Here is a 23,442-nt window from a genome sequence, read left to right as displayed (position 1 = left end):
GCTGTTCATGTGCGCGTACGGCGTCGCTCACATCCAGATTTACCTGACAGTGTGAATGCATACGCGAAACTTGTTGTGCAAGGATCCCTGCGCAGCGCGATCGGGCCCATCAATTGCGTCGCGAGAAGCAATTGGAGAAACATATGGTCAACCCAGCCGCCGCACGCCTTCTCATTGCGGACGATAATCCGAACATATTGGCTGCCTACTTAATGTTTTTCGTCGATCACGGGCACGATGTTCGGACAGCTGTAAAAGGGGCGGGTGCGCTTGCGGAATACCGTGCGTGGCGTCCGGACGCTGTGGTTCTTGATATTCAGATGCTCGGAATGGACGGATGGGCGGTGGCAAGGGAGATTCGATACTTACAATTCAAACCGTTTCCATTGCTAGTCGCGATTACCGCTCTGTCATTGCCCCACGAGCGGGCTGAATCATCGAGATCCGGCTTCGACTACCATCTTGTAAAGCCAGCCGATCTGCTTGTAGTTCTGGGAGCAATCGCCTCCCATCCACATACGTCCTAGCGCTACGGACGTCTCACGCTGGTTCACTCAAGGTTGGGCGACCGATTTCTCCGTTTCCTATGAATGGCCGGTCGTGGCCGGCTACAGTCTGATGCAAAGTCCATATTGAATCTAAGCCGCTTGGGCAGGCGGCGGACTGCACGCGACCCATCTCAGCCGCTCGACACTTGTCCGGCTCTAGGTCCGTTCGTGAGGTATAGCAGCGATTCGCTAAATCACCCTACGCGGATCGGCCTTCTAAGCCGAGGGTCGGGGGTTCGAGCCCCTCCTGTCGAGCCAATGAAATCAAGCGCTTAGCTCGGTTTTGAAAACCGGGCTTTTTGCTATCTGGCGACCGTGTAATCGCCATGTAACCCGATTTCGTCAACGGGCGCTAGGTTGCGCCTTCGATGAATGCAATGGCCGCATGGATGATTTCGCTTTCAAGCCAGTATTGCGCAATCGGACGAGTGCGATTGGGATAATGGACGCGCGCGGACTTTACGGGCCAGCCAAAATACTTCAGCGTCATGATGTATGCGGCGAGACGCCAGCGGCTTGTACCGAAAGTGGGCTGCGTCAGGCGCTCGCCAGTCAGCAGACGCGCGAGCGCTTCGGCCGCCAGCGTGCCAGCGTTCGGCCAGGTCGGGTTGAACGGCTCCGGCGGGAACAGGCTGAATTGCTCGGGTGCGTGATTCTGGTTATCCGGCCACATCAGGCGGCCATTCGGCAGCTTGACCGGTTGCAGCGAGAAGCACGCGCCGCTCTGGCGGTAGCGTTTGCGGATGGACTGCGAGCGAATCGAGAGGAGCGCAGCCAGCTCCTCGGTCGTGATTGGGCGGTTCGATCGAGCCGCCGCGAGTTGTTGCATGGTCATGTGTATCACCTTCTCGCCTACCGGCGTTGAATTGAGGTGATACAGATTCTTTGCCTTACCTTTGCATTGACCGATAGGTCTGGCGGCAAGCGGCGGCAAGCGGCGGCAAGCGGCGGTTAGCGTCCGCTGTCGGCTTCTCAGCGGCGTTTCAGTCGTTTGGCCAGTGCGTCTCGGGTGAGCGCCTTGACCCGGCCGTTAGCATCCGTGTATTCCAGCGCTCCGCTGGGTGCGACGCCTGTAAATAGGCCTTCTCCGTTCAACGTTCGCTCGCGCAGATACGGATAAACCAGATTCACGTTCGTACCTTTTTCCTTGATGGCATTGTCTATCTCAGGGTCGAGGATGTTGGTGCGCCCGGTAATTATCGAGTGGACAGTCCCGGTTTTGGCAAGCGCGGAAATGACGGTGACGTCGGCTGCGGATGAGTGGAGAGGTCGAGCGGTGTCCGCCAGCGCGCGCAATTCATCAGGCACGGTCCATTTCATCGTGTTCACTGTCCATTCGGCGAACTTCGCCAGGTACACCTCACCATCTTTATCCCCGGTCAGGGTCGGCAGCGTGCCGCCGGTTCCGGCGTGGCTTCGTGCGATGGAGAGTCTTTCTGCGATTTCGCGGGTGACGTCCCATCCGACAAAATCTAGCCCCAACAGGTGCGCGATGCCGTGCTGTATCGGGTTCAAGGTTGCCGCGCCGGGGCTGACGTTGCATGACAGGCATACCGCATCGGACAGACTCGCCTTAAGCATATGGTGCCATACGCTCCAATTCGGCTTAACGTGTGTCATACCGTTTCCCGACTTCGTCGCGGTCAGTTCATGTCCGGCGACCGATACAACTTCCCAAGCGATACAGCATTGGTCTAGATACCGCTTTGCGTCGGCGATGCGAAGGCAACCAATGGCAAGTCCTGCGTTATCGTAGATGTCGCTTGTCTCGATACCTGCCGGAGTTATGAGCGACAGTTCCTTGCGCTCTGCCTTCTGCCTGATTTGCTGAAGGTGCTGAACATTGAAGAGACTCCAGCGTGACTGAGCAGCCTGCATTTCGTTGCTTGGCTTAAATTCCGGGCGCAAATCCCAATCAGGGCTGTTCGGTGCGGCGTCGAATGGTGCGCGCCACGCTTCGAACTGAGCCGGCGAGCATGGGGCGGGCGGGTTGCCTCCGCATATCTCTCGGACCAAACGCCAATCGTCCCCGGTCAGCGGTTCAATGTTCCACCGGTGCGGGCCATCAGGCGTTTCTTTCTTCAGCGTTGCAAGCCTCTCGTCGTCGGGAATTGAGACCAATGCAAAGGCTATTTCCTGCACCAGTTCTTCAACATTCACCTTCGATGCATTGGGCAGTCTAACCGGGCGTGGCCCAAGGTCGGCAACGAGTGGCATAGATGGGGCCTCCTGTTCCCCGATAGGCCAGCATCGGGCTTCAATCGCAGCCGTCCGAACATCTGCAACGGCTAGATATTGATGTTCGCGCACGTCCATCCCGGCAACGGGGACGCCTTTCGGCTGGCTGGCGGGCAGCCCGTTGCTATGCCGGAACGGAAGGCCCAGCGCCTGGAGCCAGCGCGTCATGCTCAGTACTTGTCGATAACGGTCTTCGCCAGGCGACGGCGGATCTGCCGCCAGAATGACAAGCGCCCACGTCAGATGGTCGAGTCTGGCGAATTTCCGCTCAAGAGTATTCCTGGCCCGCTCGATGTCGGCAGCCGTGACCATCCCCTGCGCGGTATCAATGAGCCGCGCTTGCGCCGCCTGCAAGTAGGCTTCGGGCTCGGCGTCGTAACGTATCCGGGCCGCGCCTATGTCAATCCGCGACATTGTGAGCGTGTCGTACAGGGAGAGGCCTTCGTCGAAAACTGCGCTCAATAGCTGGCGGTCATAGCGCACCATGACGAGGTCTCGCAGTCGGGACACCGGGTCATCTGGCTCCGCAGTATCGTGCGCTGCCATGAGTTGGGCCCGAGCATCATTCGGGTCCGCGTCTTCCGGGACGATAGCCCACGCGATGGTTGTAGATAGGATTTCAAACGACACGTAGTGACGTGCCGAGTCGTAACCGTCCTTCACACCGTCGTCTACAAGCAACTTCCGAAAGGAAATCGGCGCCTTGTTCGATGCGGCCCATGCATCCAGTTCGGCCACATTGAACATTGCACCGTTCGCGTACTCGATGACCGCTCGATAGCGGTTCTCATGCTTTGCAGCAGCGTCCATCAGCGCCCTTCATGCGCTAACCTTCAATCGGATGCCGCTGCCAGGCCGGTGAAGGTGTCCGGCTCTTCGCTGGCCATAGCTAGGCTCGGCAGTTGATTATGGCGTAGCGAGCAAAGCCATGCACATATATGCCGTATGTGACCTGTTTCCCCAACGGCAGTTGAGCGCGAAACTTAATGGATCATCTGGACGGCCGTTTTCGGCAACGACATTCGAATGGCGAGAGAGCCCTTGCGGCGACCGTCTCATGTTGGCCGAACTGAGCCTAATCGCGACCGGTCCAGTTCGACCCTGAACAGACCTTCAACCTCGTCTGAAGCGGTCGCTCAAACGTTCTTTCGCAGGAAGAGGTGGTTACGCTGGAGCGAAGTAGGGATACGCGCCGTCGGGGAACTGATTCCACTCGATTTCGTTCGTGTATTCCGCGCACTTCACAAACAACGAATCTGTGCCGTGTGCATTGAAAATCTCCAGCGCAGCTTCGGGCGTATGTTGCCCGGGGAAAGTATGCTCAATTACATGAGCCTCGTAATCTCCTTTCTCGACCACCACTCGGCTGTTGCTCGGACGGAATGCGGCCAACGGTAGTCCTCCACGCACATGAATTCTTGTCATATTGGTTCTCCATTTCCAGTCTCAATTGTGCGCGTCACTTAGCTGCAGGTTGGCCCGGCGGCGTTCGGGCAATTGCGCACGTTTCTTTCAATGCCGTGAGCGCTAGCATGTTCATGGGATCCTGCCAATACTTCGGGTTGTCGCGAAGGTACTTGTCAAAGACTGCGACTACCTGCTTGTTAGTCATCCCGTGTATGCATCCACTCAGCATGTCGAGATTGCGGTCCGAACCGGTGAGCACAGACGACACCAACAACCCGTCGACAAGTCCCTCTGCGTAGCCAATACGCTCCGTAACTGAAAGATCGTTGTAGGAACTACCCGTCTCAAAGCCGCCGTGGAACGCCAATCCGCCCGCATTTGCATTTGAGGCGATCAGCCCCGAGATGAAGATCAACGCATGTCTAAATCGCATATTCGACTTTCCTTGTTGTTATCCTCTAGCAGAGCCCCGTACCCGATCAGGTAAACCGGCAGCAAGCTAACAGGCGCGCAGGTCACTATATAGATCTGGCTCTCTCAATGCGTGACGGATGAGGGACTTAACCGTAACCCGCAAAAACTTGTCAGCGTTCTCTTGGCTGACGAGTAACTGTAGTTTCTTGCGAAAATCAGGGACACCGCCATGCGCCACGCTACTCCGATATGAATAAAGTGCGGACCATATTTTTTCGGAAGAAGCGTCACCAAAATACTCTGAGAGAGGAAGTGGGCGATCAAAGCGACGCGACAAGAGTGGAATTTTAGACTTCATTTGATGAGTGATCGAGTCGCCGCGATCCTCCAAGACAGGATTGTGCGTTGTTAGCATTTCTATAATCGCAAACAGCCCCAAACATACAAAGTCGGAATTCGAAGGAAGATCGTTTAGCGAGTCGAGCATCTGCAAGGCTCGAAGAATTTCTGGAAAGCCACCTTTTCCACCGATACCACCTGTTGCTGAGATCAACAGATCGTACGTAATCGCTATTTCCTTAAGCGAGTCGACGTTTATTTCATCAAATCTGCCAGCAAATCCTGGATGGGAGCCGATATTAAAATATTTCTGCAAACGCTCGGATTTCCAGCCATGAGAGATCTCCGAGAAACTGAATGACAGAAGGTCAAGCGGCGCCTCGCAAATACTTGCCGCATAGTGCAAATTGACGTTTACATTTCTCGTTCCGGGATAGCGCACAACATAGTATTTCCATTCCGACTCCGGCAGCGATTCGGTTTGAATTGAATGGCCACCTCCAGGTAGCTCGGTAGGTATCTGTTTGCATTCAAAGATGCTCGTCAGAGATAAAGTCCCACCCCGGCCAATTAATGATTCTAGTTTGATCTTTATATTTTCCCGCTCAATTGGCGTGGCTTTGTCAAGAACGCTGCCATCTGGAAACGCAAACGGAAGCGCCCCAGAATTTATCTGCATTGGATTGGCGACAAAGGATGTTGACGTGTACCGAATGGCATTTTGAATGGCGGCTCCCCAGTCGAATTTAATCGTGCCTTTCTCATCCATATTGTCCGCCCCTTAGGAACTGATTGTTGATTTTATACTTGGTCACTACACACAGATTGTCGACGATGTACGCGACGATGTCTAATGACTGTTTGTGGCCGAACTGAGCCAGATGTGGCTGTCGTGCGTACCAAATAGGTTGGTAGAGAATAGCGCCTGGGTATCTCGGCCGCTCCCCCGCTCCGTGTTTTATCTGGCAAGGCTTTCGGGCGGAGCGGCCGATTCGGCGACACCGAGTCTGGAACGCTCCGTTATCTGTCTGGCTGGTGGGACGCCCGGTTCACAAGCCGCCGTTCGGTGTCCACCAGGGCCAGTCGTTCTGCCTGCTCCCGGGGCCAGCCCCCCTCGAACTCCCTGATCGCCGCCCGCTCCCAGAACCATTCGCGGGCGTTCTCGTCATAATCGGCGACCTTGGCGGCGACTGCTGGATCTATTGGTCTCGGTTCGTCCCGTACGCCCGTCATTGGGGCGTAGGATGCGGGTGATGCTGAACCGCGCCGGGCTGCTCGGCGGTTTTCCTTCCCAGCATCGGTAGATAGAAGAGTTCGGCATATTCGTACCCGGACTCGTTACCCCGCCGGATAGCCAGGGCGTGCGCGACTTCGGCCTCCGGTTTTCCCTCCAGGTCGGCCGCCTTCTCCGCCCAGACCGACGCGATATCGAGGTGGCTCAGTACCGCCCTGGCAGGAGGCAGGGCGGGGGTGACCCGCTCGTGCAGTGTTATGGTGATCCCGTAGCCCCGGGTCGCCCTCAGGTGAGCCGCCAGTCGGCAAGCCTCCCTGTAGATCGCCTGTTCGTCCGGACTGACCGGTATCGGTAGCAACAGCTCGTCTGGCAGGAATTCGCCGACGGACACGCGCAAGGCGAAGAGTTGCTCCGGTACGGTCATTTCCCGCCAGACCAGCTTGCGAAGTTCCACGCGGTCCTCCCGGCACATGTAGAGGTAGCCGCTTGCACCGACTGCCGTATCCATCCGGTCCCCGACGATGAGCAGGACGCGCAGCCCAAAGTCTTTCCTCATCATCGATGAACCTGCTGGGCAGCTGCGTTGGCGAGCTGCATGAGTATGAGCGCGGCCTGAAGTTCGTCATTCGCCGTCTCCAGATGCGTCGCCTCGTCGCCGTTCACCATGTCGGTCAGGAACGCTTCGCCGTCCTCGAACCGGAACAGAAAGCCGGCCGATGGCTGCCCCGTGACCTTCACACTGAACCCATCCCGGCCGCCTGCGTTGATCGAACTTATCTTCGTCACGTTGGGCAATTCGTACATGACGGCGAGGTACTGCTCGAACGTCGAATACTTCTGGAAAGGGCTGACCAGATCCTCCCTCAGATAGATGCGGGACTGCAACTGGGCCCGGGAGAAGCCGAGAGATGCGATCTGCTGCGCGTGGTGACCCACCACCGCGTCAATCGGCGCGCCGTTCGCTCGATTCGCCGGCTGGGACGGCGCAGGTTGTGACTGGGGTTGGGCTCGATACGGTGCTGGAGGGGGCGTCGGCGAATCCCCTGACCCAGCTAGTGCGTCCCCGGCCGACGTGCAACTCGCGGCCACACCGGACAGGACGGGATAGCTACCGCACACCTGGTCGATCCGGGCAGCGTATGCGGCGCGGATGCACCCGGCGTCGGTGCAGCGGTTGCGGGACTGGACCCACGCACGCTGGGTCGCCCTGAGATCCTTCCGGGCTCCGTCGCCAATGTCGGACGCCATTGTGTACTGATAGTCCTGAGCGAGTACCTCGTCCAGCCGGCTCAGGCGGGAGTCGGCGCAGATTGTGGCCTCGACCCGGCTTCCTGCCCGGGTACAGTCGAACGATGCCGCGTGGGCGGTGGTGGCGAGCGCGAGCGCCGCCATTATGTATGCGTGTCTCATGGTGACTTTGGTGGATTGGAAGAATTAGAGAATTCGCACGGGGATCTTCTGGTCGATATCCCAGACCAGCGTCCGGCCGTCCCTGTAGGAAATCACTACCTCGTTCCCGCTGACGCTTGCGCTCGTTACGCCGGTCTGGATGATGGCGATCACGTACGTATTCGAATTGGTCACTTCCAGATGACCGTCCCGTAGCTTTGCGACCCACATAAATATGTAATCCTTATTAAATTGACTGCGGATGGAAAATCTGGGCGAAAATCTAACACACCGCATGTCCCTCGCGCGCGCGAGGGAACGCCCGATCCGCTCAGGGTGGTGGCACGCCATTACGCCAGGTAGCTGCCAACTGGGAATGGCAGGAGGGGACTATCCTGCCTGACGTAAAGGGGGTGGCGTGGCGAACCGTCAGCGGTGAAGCCAAGGCAGAACAGGGGTATGGCCTCGGCCTCCAGTGCGGCGACGAGTTCAGATGCGTACCGACGCTGTGCCTTCGTGAGTGCGCCGAAAGCCAGCACGACGTACCTCGCGTTCCGGGCCTGCTCCAGAATCGCATTCAGATTGGCTTCGCTCTGAGGTTCGATCCCCGGTTCCAGCAGCGCCTTCGGATCGGTTGCGCGGTAGTCCATCACGTTCGCCTTGACATAGGCCGACACGCCGAGACGGACCCGCGTGTAGTTCCATTCGCGCTGAACGGTCGGGTCGTCTACTTCCCCGGTGGCTGTCGAGGGGTTCATGCCGATCCAGAGGGCGAAGCGATCCCCCTCCGCCCAGCGTCGGACCAGCAGGGGACGATACCGCCCGCACGGGGAGAAGTGGGCTTCCCCGGTTACATCGGCCGGGAGCTTGATACGAACTCTGCCGCCAGGATCATGGGATTCGACTGTCATGTACGCAATCGCGAAGGCTAAGGAAGTCTTAGTGTATATAAATCCGACCCCTAAGAACATCTTAGCCTTTGGTCGGAGGCTGAATGGACTTGGTCGCGCGGCGTCTCAGGGAGGCCCGGATACGTTCCGGGCTGTCGCAGGAGCGTTTGGGAATCGAGGCGGGGATAGACGAGATGTCGGCGAGTGCGCGGATGAATCAGTATGAGCGGGGCAAGCACGTCCCCGATTTGGGAACACTTTCCCGGATCGCTGCAGTGTTGAATCTGCCCGTCACCTACTTTTACTCGGTGGAGGATCACGAGGCGGAACTGGTCCAGCGATATCACCGGATGCCGGAAAAGGCGAAGAAGCAGGTTCTCGAACTGGCGGATGAACTGGCTGGAGCTTCCTGATGGGTTCCGGGTTCGAGTCCTGATCCTTACAGTTGCTGGAATCGGCAGAAAGGGGGCTGGACATTGGGGGCTCAGAAGGACCCGAACTGGCGACGCCATTTGCCCAGCAATAACCAGCAATTCTGGGGGTCCAGACGGGGGCACGCGCACCCAGCGAAAGCGTCGAAGCCATGTTAAAATTTAGGCTTGCGGCTGAGTGTGGGTCCTGCAGCCCACCAGTTGTACTAAACGGGGTTTCTGTTCATTCAGAAACCCCGTTTTTATTTGTGCGTGCGCACGCGTTTGCCAGCGGCGGGTGATTAAATCCACCGCGCATAAATGGACGTTGTCGGGAATAACCAGATTAATGAAAAAACCAGTTGCGGACGCCAATGAACGTCCGCAACTGAAGGCTTATTTTTGAGCTAACGCTGTGGATGTGATCCGGCGCCGCGGTTGGTCTCTCAGGTTCTTCGGGATACGGCTGTATTCCATTAATTGAGAAAACTATACCGGGCATACTCCTTTCTGTCTATTAATTGGCCGTAAACCCCTACATAACGCAGCGCCGCCTGATACACGAGTTGACGGACTCGTATAATCGTGTCGCCTATCTTTTATCGAATAAGAAGCAGACGGCACCAAAGGAGCCGGGTCCATGACATCGGTGAGGCTCGATAGTGTCCAAAATCACCATATCTCTTTCACCTTGTCGATTATGGACTTTTTTGTCTAGAATTTGTCCGCCGATCGCGACAGCCCACCCGCGTCACCAGATTTTCGCCGACGAATAGCGCACCGCGAACCCGGACGACAGAGGTACTATTCGGGCGTCAGTCGGCAACGCTATCAAGTACTCCGGCGGGCAACGCCCCCCGATGACGCGGCTTCCCAGCGCGTCGCTCCTGCAACACCGATCCCACCTTCATCATGACCAGCCCTGCAACCATCACCTGGCCCGAAGCCGACGGCCCCCGCGCCGCGCGTTGGCGCTCCGAAGCGGCCTTGCCGCCGCCCAGGCGCGTCATCGTCGCGGATGACCGTACTACCGCCGATTCCGCTTACCGCCTCGCTTGCGAAGGTACGGCGCTGCTGTGGAACGGCGACTTCCAGAATGCTCGCCAACTGCTGCAGGCGGTCACGCGCCGACTCGAGCGCAAGCCTCGCAAGCACGGCGAGACGCCGATCGACGCGTTCAATCTGCATCGACAGGCGCAGTCGCAACGCGCGCGCACGCTCGGCATGATTCTGATTCCACTCGACGCCGTATACGGCATTCCGCTGCGCCGCGCGCCCGATGTCCAGCAAGCCTGCATCGAAACTTATGGACCGGCTACTGGCGAGGCATCCGTCGTATCGCTGCGCGAACTGCTCGGCATGATCGGCGCGCACGAATGGCGCAAGAAGGGCGTCGAGATTGCGGCGCTCGGCGACCGGATCCATCCCCACTACGGTGTGTTTTCACCGGTGCGCGGCGAGTACGTGGATCTCGTCGCGCGCGCGCCGCTGCCTTCGCTAAACAAGGCATTCGATATCGGTACGGGCACGGGCGTGTTGGCCGCGCTGCTGGCAAAACGCGGTGTAAAGAAGATCATCGCTACCGATCAGGACCCTCGTGCGCTCGCCTGCGCGCGCGAGAACCTGACTCGCCTTGGCTACGATCAGCAGGTTGAGGTCGTGCAGGCCGATCTGTTTCCTGAAGGCCGGGCGCCGCTCGTGGTTTGCAATCCGCCGTGGTTGCCGGCAAGGCCGGCTTCTCCGATCGAGTATGCGATCTACGATCCGGAAAGCCGCATGCTGCTCAGTTTCCTGAATGGACTCGCGGACCATCTGTCGCCGGGTGGGGAAGGCTGGCTGATCATGTCGGATTTCGCTGAGCATCTCGGCTTGCGCACGCGCGACCGGCTGCTTGCCGCCATCGACAAGGCGGGGTTGGTCGTGGCGGGGCGCGAGGACATTCGTCCGCGCCACCCCAAATCGACCGATGAAACCGACGCGCTGCACACGGCGCGCATGGCCGAAGTGACATCGCTGTGGCGTCTCAAGGCACGATAGGCGGTGAGAGGAGTCGCCACGCCGTGAAGCGGGCAACGCGGCGCATCACGCCGATGCGCTGCGCGCCTTGAGTCCGGCGAGGTAAGCCGCTGCGCCCCGCCCCGCCGCGAGGCCGCTGGCAAAGCAAGCCGTAAGCAGGTAGCCACCCGTTGGCGCTTCCCAGTCCAACATTTCGCCCGCGCAGAATGCGCCCGGCAGGCGCTCGATCATCAGGCGCTCGTCGAGTGCTTCGAAGGGAATGCCGCCTGCGGTGCTGATCGCTTCTGCGATCGGTCGGGGGCGCGTGAGGCGCACCGGCAGCGCCTTGATTGCGTGCGCGAGGCGGTCCACGTCGGCGAAGGCTTCTTTCGACAAAATCTCATGCAACAAAGCCAGTTTGACCCCGCCAATGCCGATCCTGCCATGCAGATGAGTCGACATCGAGCGTGAGCCGCGCGGTCGTATGACCTCGGCGATGATTCGCTCCAAAGGCAAGCCTGGCGCCAGATCCAGCGCGATTGTCGCCGCCCCGTCGGCCAGAATTCGGTCGCGGATGAGGGCCGACAAGGCGTAAATCAGGCTGCCTTCGAGGCCCGTTTCAGTCAGAAGTATTTCACCTTGTCGATTGTGGACTTTATTGTCTACGCCGGTGAGCGCGATGGCTACCGGCTTGACCGGCTGGCCCGCAAAACGCTCGCGCAGATAAGGGCTCCAGTCCGCGTCGAAGCCGCAGTTTCCCGGCAGCAGGGGGGCTACGGGCACATCGCGCGAAGCCATCAGCGGCACCCACGCGGCGTCCGATCCAAGACGCGGCCAGCTTGCGCCGCCAAGCGCGAATACTACGGCGTCGAAGGTAACAGCCTGTTCACCGCCGGGCGTCGCGAATCGGAGCGCATGCGTGGCGGTGTCGCCGTCTGCTGCGGTATCCCAGCCGATCCACTTGTGTCGCATGTGAAAACGCACCCCTGCTTCGCGCAGCCGATGCAGCCAGGCACGCAGCATCGGCGCGGCTTTCATATCGGCTGGGAAAACGCGCCCCGAACTGCCGACGAAAGTCTCCACGCCCAGCCCGTGCAGCCACGCGCGCAAGGCGTCCGGATCGAAGACTTTCACGAGCGGTGCGAGCTGCTCGCGGCGCGCGCCATAGCGCCCGAGGAACGGTTCGAGCGGCTCCGAATGCGTGATGTTCATGCCGCCCTTGCCCGCCATCAGGAATTTGCGCCCGACCGATGGCATGGCGTCGTAGACGTCGACCTGCACGCCCTGCGAGGCAAGCGCCTCGGCGGCCATCAAGCCTGCGGGGCCGCCGCCGATCACGGCGACGCGGGCGGAATCGAATGAGGATGACATGCGGACCTGCAGATGAGGGGAAGAGGCGGCGCGCCGGCTGGATCGGGTGAGAAACGGGCGGCGCGAAGGGCGCTATTTTCACACCGCGGTCAGCGCAGGGCAAACGCGCGGGCAGGCCAGCGGGCCGAAAATGACTGGGTTCAGGCGGTCCCGCGTCCGGTAAGCTTGTGCCGTAGGCTTCGCTGCGGACAGCCGCGACCTATAATTTTCAAACACCTTCCATCGGACGCCGCGCGCGTCTTTTCCGTGTCAAACGCCACGCGACGCTACCTTTACTGCCTGTGGCACCGCGTCACGGAAGGCGATGTGGTTCGCGCGTCTGCTGCCTGCGTGGCTATCTGAACGTCTGGATCAAAGGAGACTGTCATGTCCCGCAAATACATTGATTGCCGCGAGTTTCCGAGCGAAATGAACTGCTCGGTTGCCTTATCCGCCGACAGCGAGAGCGAATTGCTCGACGCGGCGGTTCAGCATGCGGTCGCTGTGCATAAACATACGGATTCGCCGGAATTGCGCTCGCAACTCAAGACGCTCTTTCACGACGGCACGCCACCGGTCGAAGCGCCGCGCGCATGAGTTGCCCTCTTCCTCCGGGAATGAGACAGGCCGTGCGAGCCGCGTGAGCGGCGCCTTGCCGCCCGTGCGGATCGCGGCCTCTTTGAACTGTTCTAGCCGGGGTACGCCTCGTCGACCTTCAGCCCGGCGAGCTTGAAGATGACCCGCAGCGTTTGCGGTTTGATGTCGCGCCGCGAGGCGAGCGTAGTCATGACGAAGTCGAGCACTTTGGCGTACTTGAGCATGGTCAGGCAGGTTTCCATGTCCACGCTGCCATCGCGCATGACTTCGGCGAGACGCAGTATTTCCGTGGAGATGTCGCGGGCCATTTCCAGTTCGAGTTGCTGCTTTTCCGACCAGGCGGGGGTGGCGACGAGCTTCGCCAGCATTTCCTGAAACTTCTGTTCGACGTTTCCGTTGGGTACCGTATCCATTGCTGCCTCTTCTATTTTCCGAGCGCGCGTCCGGTTGAAGTCTCGGCGCGCTACTGGTTACGTAACGTTCGGCCCGTGTTCCGGGTCCGTCCTCCCCACATGCATCCGGTTCGCGTGATCAAAGCCACGACCGCAGCCAGTTGTTATAGGCGACACGGCCGACGCCGACGGGGCTGGGCCGATACGCACGCTGCTTTTTGCGCCCATCTGAATCCGCTGCATGAAGCCTTTTGGAGCAGGAATTGTTCCAGATTGACGCGATTTCTTGCGTGATACGCGCGGCTCTTCCGGTAAGCAAGCCGCACTTTGGGTAAACTGGCAGCAACTTTTCCCTTTTTCCGTCACCTGTCGCACGTTCGCGTTGCAAATGATGACGGTTTCCCCCCGATGTCCAGCAAAACCCACGAAATCCGGCCAAACCAATCCGTCGAGCTGCTGAAGGAGCTTCACATCCTCACGCGCGACGGCAAGATGAACCAGGACAGCCGTCGCAAGCTGAAACAGGTCTACCACCTGTTCCAGTTCATCGAGCCGCTGCTCAAGGAGCTCAGGGACAACCAGGGCGCCGTGACCCTCGTCGACCACGGCGCGGGCAAGTCCTATCTAGGTTTTATCCTGTACGACCTTTTCTTCAAGGAGTTTCAGGCGGAGGCGGGTGGTGCGTCGCACATATACGGCATTGAAACGCGCGAGGAGCTCGTCGCGAAGTCGGAGGAACTGGCGGGCCGGTTGGGCTTTACGGGCATGTCGTTCCTGAATCTGTCGGTCGCGGACTCGATCACGTCGGATGGCCTGCCTGCCCGGATCGACGTCGTGACGGCGCTGCACGCCTGCAATACGGCAACCGACGACGCGCTGCGCTTTGCTCTGGAAAAGAAGGCGAAGTACATCGTGGTCGTGCCGTGCTGTCAGGCCGAGGTGGCGGGCGTGCTGCGGCAGAACAAGGGGAAGTCTCTGGGGAGCGCGTTGACGGAGATCTGGCGGCATCCGTTGCATACACGGGAGTTTGGGAGCCAGATCACCAATGTGCTGCGGTGTTTGCAGCTCGAAGCGCACGGCTATCAGGTCAGCGTGACCGAACTCGTGGGGTGGGAGCATTCCATGAAGAATGAACTCATCATCGCCCAGTACAAGGATTTGCCGAGGCGTCGGCCGGCCGAGCGTCTGAACGAGGTGATGGAAACGCTCGGTATCGAGGAACTGAAAGAGCGGTTTTTTGTTTCGGCCTGACGGGCCGTTCTTTCCTGCGGCAAGGCCTCTCCTTCCCGGTGAATCACCGCTTCATCAAGGCATTCCACCCGGCAAGGCCGATCCGCCGAAGCGTTTCCTGATTCCGCTCGTAAATCTCTTCCGCATCGGGAAAGGCTTGAACCGCGCGCTCGATGCTGTCCTCGCGCAGCAAGTGCAAAATCGGATAGGGCGCCCGATTCGTGTAGTTCTCGATGTCGTCGGGCCCGCTGTCATCGAACTGATACAGAGGATGAAAGCTGGCGATCTGGACGATGCCTTCGAGCCGAAGCTGCTTGAGCAGGCGGTCGGCGAAAAACAGGCAGTCGTTATAGTCGAGAAAATCGCCAAGCGCCTGCGGCACGATCAACAGCGTCATGTCGACGGCGTCCGGGCTGGCTGCCATCAGCGTCTGAAGCTCGGTTTCGAGATCGGTCAGCACACTTTCCATGTCCGCGGCATTGCTGACTGCGTAGCGAATCTGGCCCTTCACATGCACCGCCTTCGCGAACGGGCACAGGTTCAGACCGATCACCGCTTCGGTCAGCCAGTGGCGAGTAGCGGCGATGACGGCATCGTGGGATTCGGCGGGCAACGACATGGCGGGCGGTGGCGTGTGAGACAAAACGTCATTCTAACGGCGCGGCTCGGCATCGATTCATGCCTCGCGTAAACAGGATCGCAAAGCGCGAATCTCAGCTATCCGAAGCTGCCGCTGCCGTGCCGCATGCGGCGGCGATCAACTGCGCGGCGACCTTCGGCGCGGCCAGAATGGGCCCGCATCCTGGCCCGTAGGTCTGACTGGCTGCGTACACGCCTTCGATCATCAAACCTAGCCCATTGGCGAGCGCTACCGGATCGTCGGCACCCGCCGCCGTGGCGAGTTCCGTGAGGCGCGTCATCAACCGCGCCTTGTTGCGGAACACGAACTGCCGCGCCGGATGTGCCGCGTCCGGAAACTCCACCGATACGTTCACGAAAGGACAGCCGCGATAATCGTCCACCGACGCGCGCACCGCGAGGTCGTCGAAATATTGCTGAAGCTGTTTCGCCGGCTCGCCCGGATGTTTGGCGAAGCTTCTTTCCACGTAGCCGAAGAACTGCTCGTCCTTGCGCTCCAGATAAGCCATGACCAGATCGTCCTTCGACGAAAACTGGCGGTACAAGCTCATCTTGTTCACACCGGCGCGTTCGACCACCGCATCGACGCCGACGGCGCGCACACCCTCACGGTAGAACAATTCGTCCGCGGCGCGAAGCAGATGCTGTTGGGCCTGCGGCCCCGCCGTCTGCGCGCCGCGCGTGCGGCGTGCACTGGCCTGCTTTTGGGTTTCACTATCGGACATGGGTGGCTACCTGAATGAACCTGACGCCTTGACATGTTACCGACCAGTAACTAACATCGCAACACTCATTGTGACAGAGCTGTCACAAGTCCTTTACCGAAGTCGTAACGATGTGAGCGGCGCGGCCAGCCAGGCAAGTGTCGATTGGAGAACCGATGAACTGGGCAGCGAAACTGATCGGCGGCCGTTTTCACTATGGCTGGCTGACTGTCGCCGTAGTCTTTCTGGTGCTGCTGGCGGCAGCGGGCACGCGCGCCACGCCGAGCGTGATGATGGTGCCGCTCGAGCATCAATTCGGCTGGAGCCGCGCAACGATCTCATTGGCGATTTCGGTGAATATTGCGCTGTACGGTCTGATGGGCCCGTTCGCGGCTGCGGCCATGCAACGTTTCGGCGTGCGTCCCACGCTGCTGGCCGCGCTCGGCACGATGGCAGCGGGCGTGGCGCTCTCCTCGCTGATGACGCACCCGTGGCAAATGGTGCTGATCTGGGGCGTGATGGTCGGCGGCTCGACGGGTGTCGCGGCGCTGTCGTTGTCGGCGACCGTGGTGACGCGCTGGTTTACGACGCGGCGTGGCCTCGTCATGGGCATTCTCACGGCCAGTTCGGCGACCGGCCAGCTGGTGTTCCTGCCGATGCTCGCCGCCATCGCCGAGCATTACGGCTGGCGGCAAGTGGTGTGGGTCGTCGCCATTGCTGCCGCAATCGTGATTCCGCTTGTTGCGTTTCTGTTGCCCGAACGTCCGTCCGACATGAAGCTGCGTCCGTACGGCGAACCGCACGATACACCGGTCAACAGCACGGTCACCAAACAGAATCCGCTGGCTATCGCCTTCGGCACGCTTGCGATGGCGAGCAAAACCCGCGACTTCTGGCTGCTGTTTTTCAGCTTCTTTATCTGCGGCGCGAGCACCAACGGCTACGTCGGCACCCATCTGATCGCGATGTGCGGCGACTACGGCATGACGGAAGTGCAGGGCGCTTCGCTGCTTGCCGCTATGGGCATCTTCGATCTGTTCGGCACGACGCTCTCAGGCTGGTTGTCGGACCGCTTCAATAGCCGTGTGCTGCTGTTCTGGTACTACGGTCTGCGCGGTTTGTCGCTGATGTATCTGCCGCACGCGTTCGGCATCGACTTTTTCGGTCTGCCGCTGTTCGCCGTGTTTTACGGCCTGGACTGGATCGCGACCGTGCCGCCCACGGTGCGTCTGGCCACCGACGTCTACGGTAAGGAGGCGGCGCCGGTGGTGTTCGGCTGGGTTGTCGCCGGCCACCAGCTCGGCGCCGCATTCGCCGCGCTCGGCGCGGGCATGCTGCGGGCGAGCCTCGGCACCTACACGGTGGCGTCGATGATTTCGGGCGGTTTGTGCCTCGTCGCCGCAATGATCGTATTGCGGATCAACCGGCCCGCCAAGGTGCCGGAGCCGCAGGCGGTGTGACGCCGCGCGTCGCGCGCGGAGGACAGCGCGCTTGTCAGGACCACGGCCCCGAATGGGGCCGTTTTGCTATTGCCCGCCGGCGCGGAAACAAACTGTTCGCCCGATGGAGCACGCGCGCCGAAGCCCGGTTATGCTATGTGACCCCGGGCAAGTCGCCCGTCGATCATGAATTTCGACCGAGAGAAGCGCATGACCAACAAACCCGCCCCTACCGCAGTTGCCATTCACGAGCTGATTGCGGGCCGCTGGAGCCCGCGCGCGTATTCGAGCGAACCGGTGAGCCGCGAGCATTTGCAATCGGTGCTCGAAGCGGCACGCTGGGCGCCGTCTTCGTATAACGCGCAGCCGTGGCGTTTCCTCGTGTTCGACCGCAGCGTCGATGAAGTCTCGTTCAAGCAAGCCTTTGCCACGCTGGTGCCGTTCAACCAGGGCTGGAATGCGCCGGCGCCGGTGCTGATCGCGGTGACCACGCACACGCTCACCAACAAGGGCGAGGTGAATCGCTGCGCGCCGTACGATGCGGGCGCCGCGGCAATGGCGCTGGTCTTGCAGGCGCATGCGCTCGGACTTGCCGCGCATCAGATGAGCGGTTTTGACGTGAACGCGTTCCGCACGTCATTCAAGCTGCCGAGCGACGTCGACGTGATCGCGATCATTTCGCTCGGCCATTACGGCGACGTCGACAAGCTGGATCCGGTGTTGCGCGAGCGCGAGAAGTCGGTGCGTCAGCGTTTGCCGCTGGCGGAAATCGCCTACGGCGGCGGCTGGAAAAAGGCGTTCTGAACGGCTTGCCGCTTTCTTGCCGAAGTGAAACGCGCGGCGATGACCGCGCGTTTTTTTATTCCGCGCCCTCCGCGCCCTCCGCGCCCTCCGCGCCCTCCGCGTCATCCACGACGCTCGACAGCGGCGTCGCCACGTTCTCCAGCGACTTGCGCTCCGCATCCACGCCCCAGATCGCGGCGATCACCGCCGCCGCCAGCATCAGCGCCGAGCCGACCAGATAGCCCGAAAACACTTCGCTGCGCTGATGCGTGTCGATGAGCCTGCCGAAGAACGCGGGCCCAGCGATACCGCCGAGCGCCGTGCCGAACGCGTAGAAAACCGCGATGGCCAGCGCGCGAATCTCCAGCGGGAACGATTCGCTGACGGTCAGATAAGCCGAACTCGCAGCCGCCGACGCGAAAAAGAAGATCACCATCCACGCGATCGTCTGCGTGACGACGGTGAGCAACTGCTGCTCGAACAGGTAGCCGCTCAGTGTCAGCAGGACGGCGGACATCGCGTACGTCGCAAAGATCATCTTGCGTCGGCCGATCACGTCGAATAGCCGGCCGAGCAGCAGCGGTCCGAGGAAATTGCCGAGCGCGAAGGGCAGCAGATACCAGCCGATGTGGTCGCCCGGCACGTGGTAGAAATCGGTGAGCACCAGCGCGTAGGTGAAGAAGATCGCGTTGTAGAAAAACGCCTGCGCGGTCATCAGCGACAGGCCGACCAGCGCGCGCCGCCGGTGTACGTTGAAGAGCGTATGAAATACCTCGCGCAGCGGCGTATGTCCGCGAGCGCGCAGTCGCAAGCGCGTAAGGTCGTTGTCGGAGAGCATGTGGCCTTCGCTGCGAAAACGCGTTTCGATTCCTTCGACGATCGCGCGTGCGTCGCGCTCGTCACCGTGCGTGAGCAGCCAGCGCGGGCTTTCCGGCACCCAGATGCGCATCGGCAGAATACCCAGCGCGAGCACCGCGCCGATGAAGAAGCAGGCGCGCCAGCCCCAATCGGCGGGCAGCAGATGCGGATCGAGCAGCACCAGCGAGCCGGCCGCGCCGAGCCCCGCGCCGATCCAGAACGTGCCGTTGATACCCAGATCGGTCCAGCCGCGCACACGCGCCGGTGTGAATTCCTGGATTGTCGAGTTGATCGCCGTGTACTCGCCGCCAATGCCCGCGCCGGTCAGGAAGCGAAACAGCAGAAAGCTGGCCAGATTCCACGACAGCGCGGTGGCCGCCGTCGCCGCCAGATAAAGGGCGAGCGTGATGAAAAAGAGCTTGCGGCGGCCGAGCCGGTCGGTCAGCCAGCCGAACCCCAACGCGCCCAGCACCGCGCCGGCAATGTAGGCGCTGCCGGCCAGACCGACGTCGGCGTTGGTAAAGTGCAACGACGGACTGGACTTCAGTGCACTCGCCACCGCGCCCGCCAGCGTTACTTCCAGCCCGTCAAGCAGCCACGTCACACCCAGCGCCACCACGATCAGTGAGTGAAACCGGCCCCACGGCAAGCGGTCGAGCCGCGAAGGCAGATCCGTCTCGACGAGCGTCGTGCTTTTTTCATGAACTGCGGCAGTGGGCGGCGCGCTCATTGCTTGAAGTCTCCTGAAATCCGAAAATTGGCGGCGTATCCTGTCGAAATGAGCAATATTCGTTCCGTCGAACTGCCGTTCTCCGTTATCGTGACTGCGCTGAAAACGTCAGTTGATGCTCATCGGTCTTTCGTGTTACAAAGCCGCTCCCCTTCTGTCCGCGCCAGCCGTGAGCGGCGATTCCTGCCATGAACTATTGCGCGATTGACTTTGGTACTTCCAACTCGGCCGTGGCCGTTCCTGACGGCGGCGCGCTCAAGCTCGCGCCGGTCGAGGGCGCCTATACCACGCTGCCCACCTCGGTCTTTTTCAATACCGACGAGGACACCCGCGAATTCGGGCGGGCGGCGCTCGCCGCGTACATCGACGGCTTCGACGGCCGCCTGATGCGTTCCATGAAGAGCATTCTCGGCTCGCCGCTCGCCGAGAACTCCACCGATCTGGGCGACGGTTCCGCGATCAGGTACACCGATGTGATCGCGATTTTCATCGATCACCTCAAGCGCTCGGCCGAACAAAGCGTCGGTGGCCCGATTCATCGCGCCGTGCTGGGCCGCCCGGTGTTTTTCGTCGACGACGACCCGCGCGCCGATCAGATGGCGCAGCGGCAACTCGAAGCCGCCGCGCGCTCGGTCGGCTTGCAGGAGATCCACTTTCAGTATGAGCCGATCGCGGCCGCGTTCGACTACGAATCGCATCTGGCGGAAGAAGGGCTCGTGCTGGTGGCCGACATCGGCGGCGGCACCTCGGACTTCTCGCTGGTGCGGGTGGGGCCCGAGCGGATGAAGCGCGTCGAGCGCAAGGACGACGTGCTGGCTCACCACGGCGTGCACGTCGCGGGCACGGATTTCGACCGTCGCGTGGAACTGGCGACGATTTTGCGCGAACTCGGCTATCAAACGCTGGATCCGGAAGGGCGCGAGATCCCGAACCGGGTCTACTTCGATCTGGCGACCTGGCATCTGATCAACACCGTCTACTCCCCGAAGCGGGTCAGCGAACTCGCGCTGATGCGCCATCTATTCACCGAGGTCAAGCATCACGACCGCCTGATGCGCGTCGTGGACCGGCGCCTCGGCCATGCGCTGGCAGCGCATGCGGAAGAGGCGAAGATCGGCGTGGCGGCGGGTGGAGAGACCGTAATCGATCTCGACGAAGTGGAAGACGATCTGCGCCTTGCATTCGACGAAGCACAACTCATCGCGGCCGGACAGGACGAGACGCTGCGCATCGTGCAGGCAGCGCGCGATACGGTGCAGGCTGCCGGCGTCGCGACACGCGACGTCGACGCGATTTATTTCACCGGCGGCTCGACGGGTCTGGCGTTTTTATCGGGCGCATTGGCGGCGGCATTTCCCGATGCCAAGGCGGTATTCGGCGACCGTCTCGCGAGTGTGGCGACGGGGCTCGGTATTCACGCGCGGCGTCTGTTTGGATAACCGGACATTATCAGTCGCATATTGCGAAGATAATCACCATTCCAGTTTGAAGCAGATATAAAAAAACCCCGCCGAGGCGGGGTTTTTTGCGTCCTGAAGGGAGCGTGTTGCTTACACCGGCTTGATGTTAGCAGCTTGCTTGCCCTTCGGGCCCGTCTTCACTTCAAACGTAACCTTTTGGTTTTCTTGCAGCGTCTTGAAGCCTTCCGTGCGGATTTCCGAGAAATGCGCGAACAGATCTTCACCGCCGCCGTCCGGCGTGATGAAGCCAAAGCCCTTTGCGTCATTGAACCACTTGACGGTACCGGTTTCCATATTACTTGTTCCTAAAGATGGTAAATAAGGCCGAAGCCCAGAGGGTGCATGAAAATCAAGGAAGGGGGTAATGGGACCAACCGGAGTACCGTTGATGGGCGAACTACGAAAGACCAATTCACTCGCCGCTTGAAATCCTGCCCGAACGTTATACGGCGATTTTGAGAGAAGGTCAACAGTCTCCACACAACTTTACGTATTTTCTGGCAACGGGCGTGAAAGTTGCTTACAAACCTTGCTTTCCGTCTGATTTTTTTCCAGGGAGAACCCTTAGTTTCGCTGCAGGGGCGGGGTGCAACCGTTAAACTACGCGCCGCGCGTCGGTTGCACCTGTTTGGAATGGACCGTCGCGCAAGCATGCGCGTCACCCGTCTCCAGCGCCACGAGCGATGTCACGCGGTGCCGACATGGTTTTGCTGCAAACTTGCATGGGGCCGGAGTCGGTGCTGAAGCACCAGGTACGGCCGACACAGGAGAAGACGTGAAAAGTTCTATACAACGGAACATCGGGCCGTTCGCGCTAATGCTCACAGGCTTGGGTTCGATCATCGGCTCGGGCTGGCTGTTCGGCGCCTGGAAGGCTGCAAAAATTGCCGGGCCCGCTGCCATTTGTGCCTGGGTGATCGGCGCAGTCGTGATTCTCGCGATTGCATTGACCTACGCTGAACTCGGCGCGATGTTCCCGGAATCCGGCGGCATGGTGCGTTATGCGCGCTACTCGCACGGCGCGCTGGTTGGTTTTATCAGCGCATGGGCCAACTGGATCGCGATTGTTTCAGTTATTCCGATCGAGGCTGAAGCGTCCATTCAATATATGAGCACATGGCCCTATCCTTGGGCGCATGCGTTATTCGTGGACGGATCATTAACCACCAATGGGTTATTGCTGTCCGCGGCACTCGTGATCATTTACTTCCTGCTGAACTATTGGGGCGTGAAACTGTTCGCGCGCGCCAATTCGGCAATCACGATCTTCAAGTTCCTGATTCCGGGCGCGACGATCCTCGGCCTGATGCTGACGGGCTTCCACAAGGAAAACTTCGGCGAAGTGAGTACCTTCGCGCCGTACGGCTGGTCGGCGGTGCTGACTGCCGTGGCGACGAGCGGCATCGTGTTCGCGTTCAACGGTTTCCAGAGCCCGATCAACCTTGCCGGTGAAGCGCGCAATCCGGCCAAAAGCGTGCCGTTCGCGGTGATCGGCTCGATCCTGCTCGCACTGGTGATCTACGTGCTGCTGCAGATCGCGTATATCGGCGCGGTGAACCCGAGCGACGTGATGAAGGGCTGGAGCCATTTCAATTTCGCTTCGCCGTTCGCGGAACTGGCGATCGCACTGAACCTGAACTGGCTGGCGATCCTGCTCTATGTCGACGCGTTCGTCAGCCCGAGCGGCACGGGCACGACCTACATGGCGACCACCAGCCGCATGATCTACGCGATGGAGCGCAACAACACCATGCCGAAGATGTTCGGCAACGTGCACCCGTTCTACGGCGTGCCGCGTCAGGCGATGTGGTTCAACCTGCTGGTGTCGTTCATTTTCCTGTTCTTCTTCCGCGGCTGGAGTTCGCTGGCGGCGGTGATTTCGGTCGCCACGGTGATCTCTTACCTGACCGGCCCGATCAGCCTGATGTCCCTGCGCCGCGCGGCGACGGACCTTGAGCGTCCTCTGCATATTCCGGGCATGAAGATCATTGCACCGTTCGCGTTCGTCTGCGCGTCGCTGATCCTGTATTGGGCGAAGTGGCCGCTGACCGGCGAGATCATTCTGCTGATGGTCGTCGCTTTGCCGGTGTACTTCTACTTTCAGGCGAAGTCGGGTTTTGCCGGCTGGGGGCGTGATCTGAAGGCGGCATGGTGGCTGGTCGCTTATCTGCCGGTGATGGCGATTCTGTCGCTGATCGGCAGCAAGCAGTTCGGCGGTCACGACCTCATCCCTTACGGCTGGGACATGCTGGTGGTCATCGCGTTTTCGCTGGTGTTCTACTACTGGGGCGTGAATAGCGGCTATCGCTCGGAATATCTGGACGAGCGCCAGGAGCACGACGAAGTGCTCGAAGGCATCGGTGCGCACTAAGCTGCCGCGCTGAGTCTGCTGGCTG

General features: G+C 60.3%; 24 protein-coding genes. 9 read left to right on the top strand and 15 right to left on the bottom strand.

Going from position 1 to position 23,442, the window contains the following annotated elements; all coding sequences use genetic code 11:
- The first annotated feature begins 143 nt into the window (after positions 1-143).
- A complete protein-coding gene (locus NE850_RS35890) occupies positions 144-527 on the top strand; it encodes a response regulator (RefSeq protein WP_310700113.1) in 384 nt (127 codons plus the stop codon).
- Positions 528-900: 373 nt separating this feature from the next.
- Here the strand turns inward: NE850_RS35890 and NE850_RS35885 are convergent, their stop codons facing one another.
- From NE850_RS35885 to NE850_RS35845, 9 genes are all read right to left on the bottom strand, one after another.
- The gene (locus NE850_RS35885) at positions 901-1,383 is read right to left on the bottom strand and encodes a hypothetical protein (protein WP_310700112.1); all 483 of its coding nucleotides are present in this window, start codon (positions 1,381-1,383) and stop codon (positions 901-903) included.
- Positions 1,384-1,520: 137 nt separating this feature from the next.
- Positions 1,521-3,596: a hypothetical protein gene (locus NE850_RS35880; RefSeq protein ID WP_310700111.1), complete on the bottom strand. Its 2,076-nt coding sequence runs from the start codon at positions 3,594-3,596 to the stop codon at positions 1,521-1,523.
- A gap of 354 nt (positions 3,597-3,950) precedes the next feature.
- Positions 3,951-4,211, bottom strand: coding sequence for a hypothetical protein (locus tag NE850_RS35875; protein ID WP_310700110.1), 261 nt, complete (start codon positions 4,209-4,211; stop codon positions 3,951-3,953).
- 34 nt (positions 4,212-4,245) lie between these two features.
- Positions 4,246-4,626: a Rap1a/Tai family immunity protein gene (locus NE850_RS35870; RefSeq protein ID WP_175772872.1), complete on the bottom strand. Its 381-nt coding sequence runs from the start codon at positions 4,624-4,626 to the stop codon at positions 4,246-4,248.
- Positions 4,627-4,692: 66 nt separating this feature from the next.
- Positions 4,693-5,715 carry a HEPN domain-containing protein gene (locus NE850_RS35865; protein ID WP_310700109.1) on the bottom strand — a complete coding sequence of 341 codons (1,023 nt, stop codon included), beginning with the start codon at positions 5,713-5,715 and terminating at the stop codon, positions 4,693-4,695.
- A gap of 460 nt (positions 5,716-6,175) precedes the next feature.
- Positions 6,176-6,739, bottom strand: a complete 564-nt coding sequence (locus NE850_RS35860; protein ID WP_310700108.1) for a hypothetical protein — start codon at positions 6,737-6,739, stop codon at positions 6,176-6,178.
- Positions 6,736-7,572, bottom strand: coding sequence for a lysozyme inhibitor LprI family protein (locus NE850_RS35855; protein ID WP_310700107.1), 837 nt, complete (start codon positions 7,570-7,572; stop codon positions 6,736-6,738). The genes NE850_RS35860 and NE850_RS35855 overlap by 4 nt, the downstream gene beginning before the upstream one ends.
- Positions 7,573-7,614: 42 nt before the next feature.
- Positions 7,615-7,800: a hypothetical protein gene (locus NE850_RS35850; protein WP_310700106.1), complete on the bottom strand. Its 186-nt coding sequence runs from the start codon at positions 7,798-7,800 to the stop codon at positions 7,615-7,617.
- Between the two features lie 119 nt (positions 7,801-7,919).
- The gene (locus NE850_RS35845) at positions 7,920-8,480 is read right to left on the bottom strand and encodes a DUF1643 domain-containing protein (RefSeq protein WP_310700105.1); all 561 of its coding nucleotides are present in this window, start codon (positions 8,478-8,480) and stop codon (positions 7,920-7,922) included.
- 83 nt (positions 8,481-8,563) lie between these two features.
- On the opposite strand from NE850_RS35845, the gene NE850_RS35840 reads away from it, so the two are divergent.
- Together NE850_RS35840 and NE850_RS35835 are read left to right on the top strand one after the other, a co-directional pair.
- Positions 8,564-8,872 (top strand): helix-turn-helix transcriptional regulator, encoded by a 309-nt coding sequence (locus NE850_RS35840; RefSeq protein ID WP_310700104.1) that lies wholly within the window; start codon positions 8,564-8,566, stop codon positions 8,870-8,872.
- Positions 8,873-9,781: 909 nt separating this feature from the next.
- On the top strand, positions 9,782-10,906 hold the full coding sequence (locus tag NE850_RS35835) for a class I SAM-dependent methyltransferase (protein ID WP_165187132.1): 1,125 nt from the start codon (positions 9,782-9,784) through the stop codon (positions 10,904-10,906).
- Between the two features lie 45 nt (positions 10,907-10,951).
- On the opposite strand, the gene NE850_RS35830 is transcribed toward NE850_RS35835, so the two are convergent.
- Positions 10,952-12,235 (bottom strand): TIGR03862 family flavoprotein, encoded by a 1,284-nt coding sequence (locus NE850_RS35830; protein WP_007180241.1) that lies wholly within the window; start codon positions 12,233-12,235, stop codon positions 10,952-10,954.
- A 366-nt stretch (positions 12,236-12,601) separates the two neighbouring features.
- Here NE850_RS35830 and NE850_RS35825 point away from each other — a divergent pair, with 366 nt between their 5' ends.
- The gene (locus NE850_RS35825; RefSeq protein ID WP_007180242.1) at positions 12,602-12,811 is read left to right on the top strand and encodes a DUF1059 domain-containing protein; all 210 of its coding nucleotides are present in this window, start codon (positions 12,602-12,604) and stop codon (positions 12,809-12,811) included.
- A gap of 92 nt (positions 12,812-12,903) precedes the next feature.
- Here NE850_RS35825 and NE850_RS35820 read toward each other — a convergent pair whose 3' ends face one another.
- Positions 12,904-13,224 (bottom strand): DNA-binding protein, encoded by a 321-nt coding sequence (locus NE850_RS35820; RefSeq protein WP_310700103.1) that lies wholly within the window; start codon positions 13,222-13,224, stop codon positions 12,904-12,906.
- A gap of 387 nt (positions 13,225-13,611) precedes the next feature.
- On the opposite strand from NE850_RS35820, the gene NE850_RS35815 reads away from it, so the two are divergent.
- The gene (locus NE850_RS35815) at positions 13,612-14,454 is read left to right on the top strand and encodes an SAM-dependent methyltransferase (protein WP_007180244.1); all 843 of its coding nucleotides are present in this window, start codon (positions 13,612-13,614) and stop codon (positions 14,452-14,454) included.
- 43 nt (positions 14,455-14,497) lie between these two features.
- Here NE850_RS35815 and NE850_RS35810 read toward each other — a convergent pair whose 3' ends face one another.
- A complete protein-coding gene (locus NE850_RS35810; RefSeq protein ID WP_310700119.1) occupies positions 14,498-15,052 on the bottom strand; it encodes a DUF1415 domain-containing protein in 555 nt (184 codons plus the stop codon).
- A 94-nt stretch (positions 15,053-15,146) separates the two neighbouring features.
- Entirely contained in the window at positions 15,147-15,797 is a 651-nt protein-coding gene (locus NE850_RS35805) for a TetR/AcrR family transcriptional regulator (RefSeq protein ID WP_007180246.1), read from the bottom strand.
- A gap of 155 nt (positions 15,798-15,952) precedes the next feature.
- Here NE850_RS35805 and NE850_RS35800 point away from each other — a divergent pair, with 155 nt between their 5' ends.
- Complete coding sequence (locus NE850_RS35800; protein ID WP_007180247.1) at positions 15,953-17,236, top strand: MFS transporter; 1,284 nt, start codon at positions 15,953-15,955, stop codon at positions 17,234-17,236.
- A gap of 189 nt (positions 17,237-17,425) precedes the next feature.
- A complete protein-coding gene (locus NE850_RS35795; protein WP_007180248.1) occupies positions 17,426-18,019 on the top strand; it encodes a nitroreductase family protein in 594 nt (197 codons plus the stop codon).
- 55 nt (positions 18,020-18,074) lie between these two features.
- On the opposite strand, the gene NE850_RS35790 is transcribed toward NE850_RS35795, so the two are convergent.
- A complete protein-coding gene (locus tag NE850_RS35790) occupies positions 18,075-19,586 on the bottom strand; it encodes an MFS transporter (RefSeq protein ID WP_310700102.1) in 1,512 nt (503 codons plus the stop codon).
- Positions 19,587-19,774: 188 nt separating this feature from the next.
- Here NE850_RS35790 and NE850_RS35785 point away from each other — a divergent pair, with 188 nt between their 5' ends.
- Entirely contained in the window at positions 19,775-21,025 is a 1,251-nt protein-coding gene (locus NE850_RS35785; protein ID WP_007180250.1) for an Hsp70 family protein, read from the top strand.
- Between the two features lie 111 nt (positions 21,026-21,136).
- On the opposite strand, the gene NE850_RS35780 is transcribed toward NE850_RS35785, so the two are convergent.
- Positions 21,137-21,340: a cold-shock protein gene (locus NE850_RS35780; protein ID WP_007180251.1), complete on the bottom strand. Its 204-nt coding sequence runs from the start codon at positions 21,338-21,340 to the stop codon at positions 21,137-21,139.
- A 481-nt stretch (positions 21,341-21,821) separates the two neighbouring features.
- Here NE850_RS35780 and NE850_RS35775 point away from each other — a divergent pair, with 481 nt between their 5' ends.
- The gene (locus tag NE850_RS35775; RefSeq protein ID WP_007180252.1) at positions 21,822-23,417 is read left to right on the top strand and encodes an APC family permease; all 1,596 of its coding nucleotides are present in this window, start codon (positions 21,822-21,824) and stop codon (positions 23,415-23,417) included.
- The last annotated feature ends 25 nt before the right edge of the window (positions 23,418-23,442 follow it).

Source organism: Paraburkholderia sp. USG1 (genome assembly GCF_031570135.1).
Lineage (GTDB): Bacteria > Pseudomonadota > Gammaproteobacteria > Burkholderiales > Burkholderiaceae > Paraburkholderia > Paraburkholderia dioscoreae.
The sequence above is the reverse complement of the archived record's forward strand: the minus strand, read 5'-3'. Positions and strand labels throughout refer to the sequence as shown.

Coding starts and splice junctions, on each gene's coding strand:
- NE850_RS35850 (WP_310700106.1), bottom strand. CDS start 7,800: ATGTGGGTCGCAAAGCTACGGGACGGTCATCTGGAAGTGACCAATTCG.
- NE850_RS35855 (WP_310700107.1), bottom strand. CDS start 7,572: ATGGCGGCGCTCGCGCTCGCCACCACCGCCCACGCGGCATCGTTCGAC.
- NE850_RS35885 (WP_310700112.1), bottom strand. CDS start 1,383: ATGACCATGCAACAACTCGCGGCGGCTCGATCGAACCGCCCAATCACG.
- NE850_RS35860 (WP_310700108.1), bottom strand. CDS start 6,739: ATGATGAGGAAAGACTTTGGGCTGCGCGTCCTGCTCATCGTCGGGGAC.
- NE850_RS35880 (WP_310700111.1), bottom strand. CDS start 3,596: ATGGACGCTGCTGCAAAGCATGAGAACCGCTATCGAGCGGTCATCGAG.
- NE850_RS35825 (WP_007180242.1), top strand. CDS start 12,602: ATGTCCCGCAAATACATTGATTGCCGCGAGTTTCCGAGCGAAATGAAC.
- NE850_RS35865 (WP_310700109.1), bottom strand. CDS start 5,715: ATGGATGAGAAAGGCACGATTAAATTCGACTGGGGAGCCGCCATTCAA.
- NE850_RS35785 (WP_007180250.1), top strand. CDS start 19,775: ATGAACTATTGCGCGATTGACTTTGGTACTTCCAACTCGGCCGTGGCC.
- NE850_RS35795 (WP_007180248.1), top strand. CDS start 17,426: ATGACCAACAAACCCGCCCCTACCGCAGTTGCCATTCACGAGCTGATT.
- NE850_RS35835 (WP_165187132.1), top strand. CDS start 9,782: ATGACCAGCCCTGCAACCATCACCTGGCCCGAAGCCGACGGCCCCCGC.
- NE850_RS35845 (WP_310700105.1), bottom strand. CDS start 8,480: ATGACAGTCGAATCCCATGATCCTGGCGGCAGAGTTCGTATCAAGCTC.
- NE850_RS35840 (WP_310700104.1), top strand. CDS start 8,564: ATGGACTTGGTCGCGCGGCGTCTCAGGGAGGCCCGGATACGTTCCGGG.
- NE850_RS35805 (WP_007180246.1), bottom strand. CDS start 15,797: ATGTCCGATAGTGAAACCCAAAAGCAGGCCAGTGCACGCCGCACGCGC.
- NE850_RS35800 (WP_007180247.1), top strand. CDS start 15,953: ATGAACTGGGCAGCGAAACTGATCGGCGGCCGTTTTCACTATGGCTGG.
- NE850_RS35810 (WP_310700119.1), bottom strand. CDS start 15,052: ATGTCGTTGCCCGCCGAATCCCACGATGCCGTCATCGCCGCTACTCGC.
- NE850_RS35890 (WP_310700113.1), top strand. CDS start 144: ATGGTCAACCCAGCCGCCGCACGCCTTCTCATTGCGGACGATAATCCG.
- NE850_RS35780 (WP_007180251.1), bottom strand. CDS start 21,340: ATGGAAACCGGTACCGTCAAGTGGTTCAATGACGCAAAGGGCTTTGGC.
- NE850_RS35790 (WP_310700102.1), bottom strand. CDS start 19,586: ATGAGCGCGCCGCCCACTGCCGCAGTTCATGAAAAAAGCACGACGCTC.
- NE850_RS35870 (WP_175772872.1), bottom strand. CDS start 4,626: ATGCGATTTAGACATGCGTTGATCTTCATCTCGGGGCTGATCGCCTCA.
- NE850_RS35875 (WP_310700110.1), bottom strand. CDS start 4,211: ATGACAAGAATTCATGTGCGTGGAGGACTACCGTTGGCCGCATTCCGT.
- NE850_RS35830 (WP_007180241.1), bottom strand. CDS start 12,235: ATGTCATCCTCATTCGATTCCGCCCGCGTCGCCGTGATCGGCGGCGGC.
- NE850_RS35815 (WP_007180244.1), top strand. CDS start 13,612: ATGTCCAGCAAAACCCACGAAATCCGGCCAAACCAATCCGTCGAGCTG.
- NE850_RS35820 (WP_310700103.1), bottom strand. CDS start 13,224: ATGGATACGGTACCCAACGGAAACGTCGAACAGAAGTTTCAGGAAATG.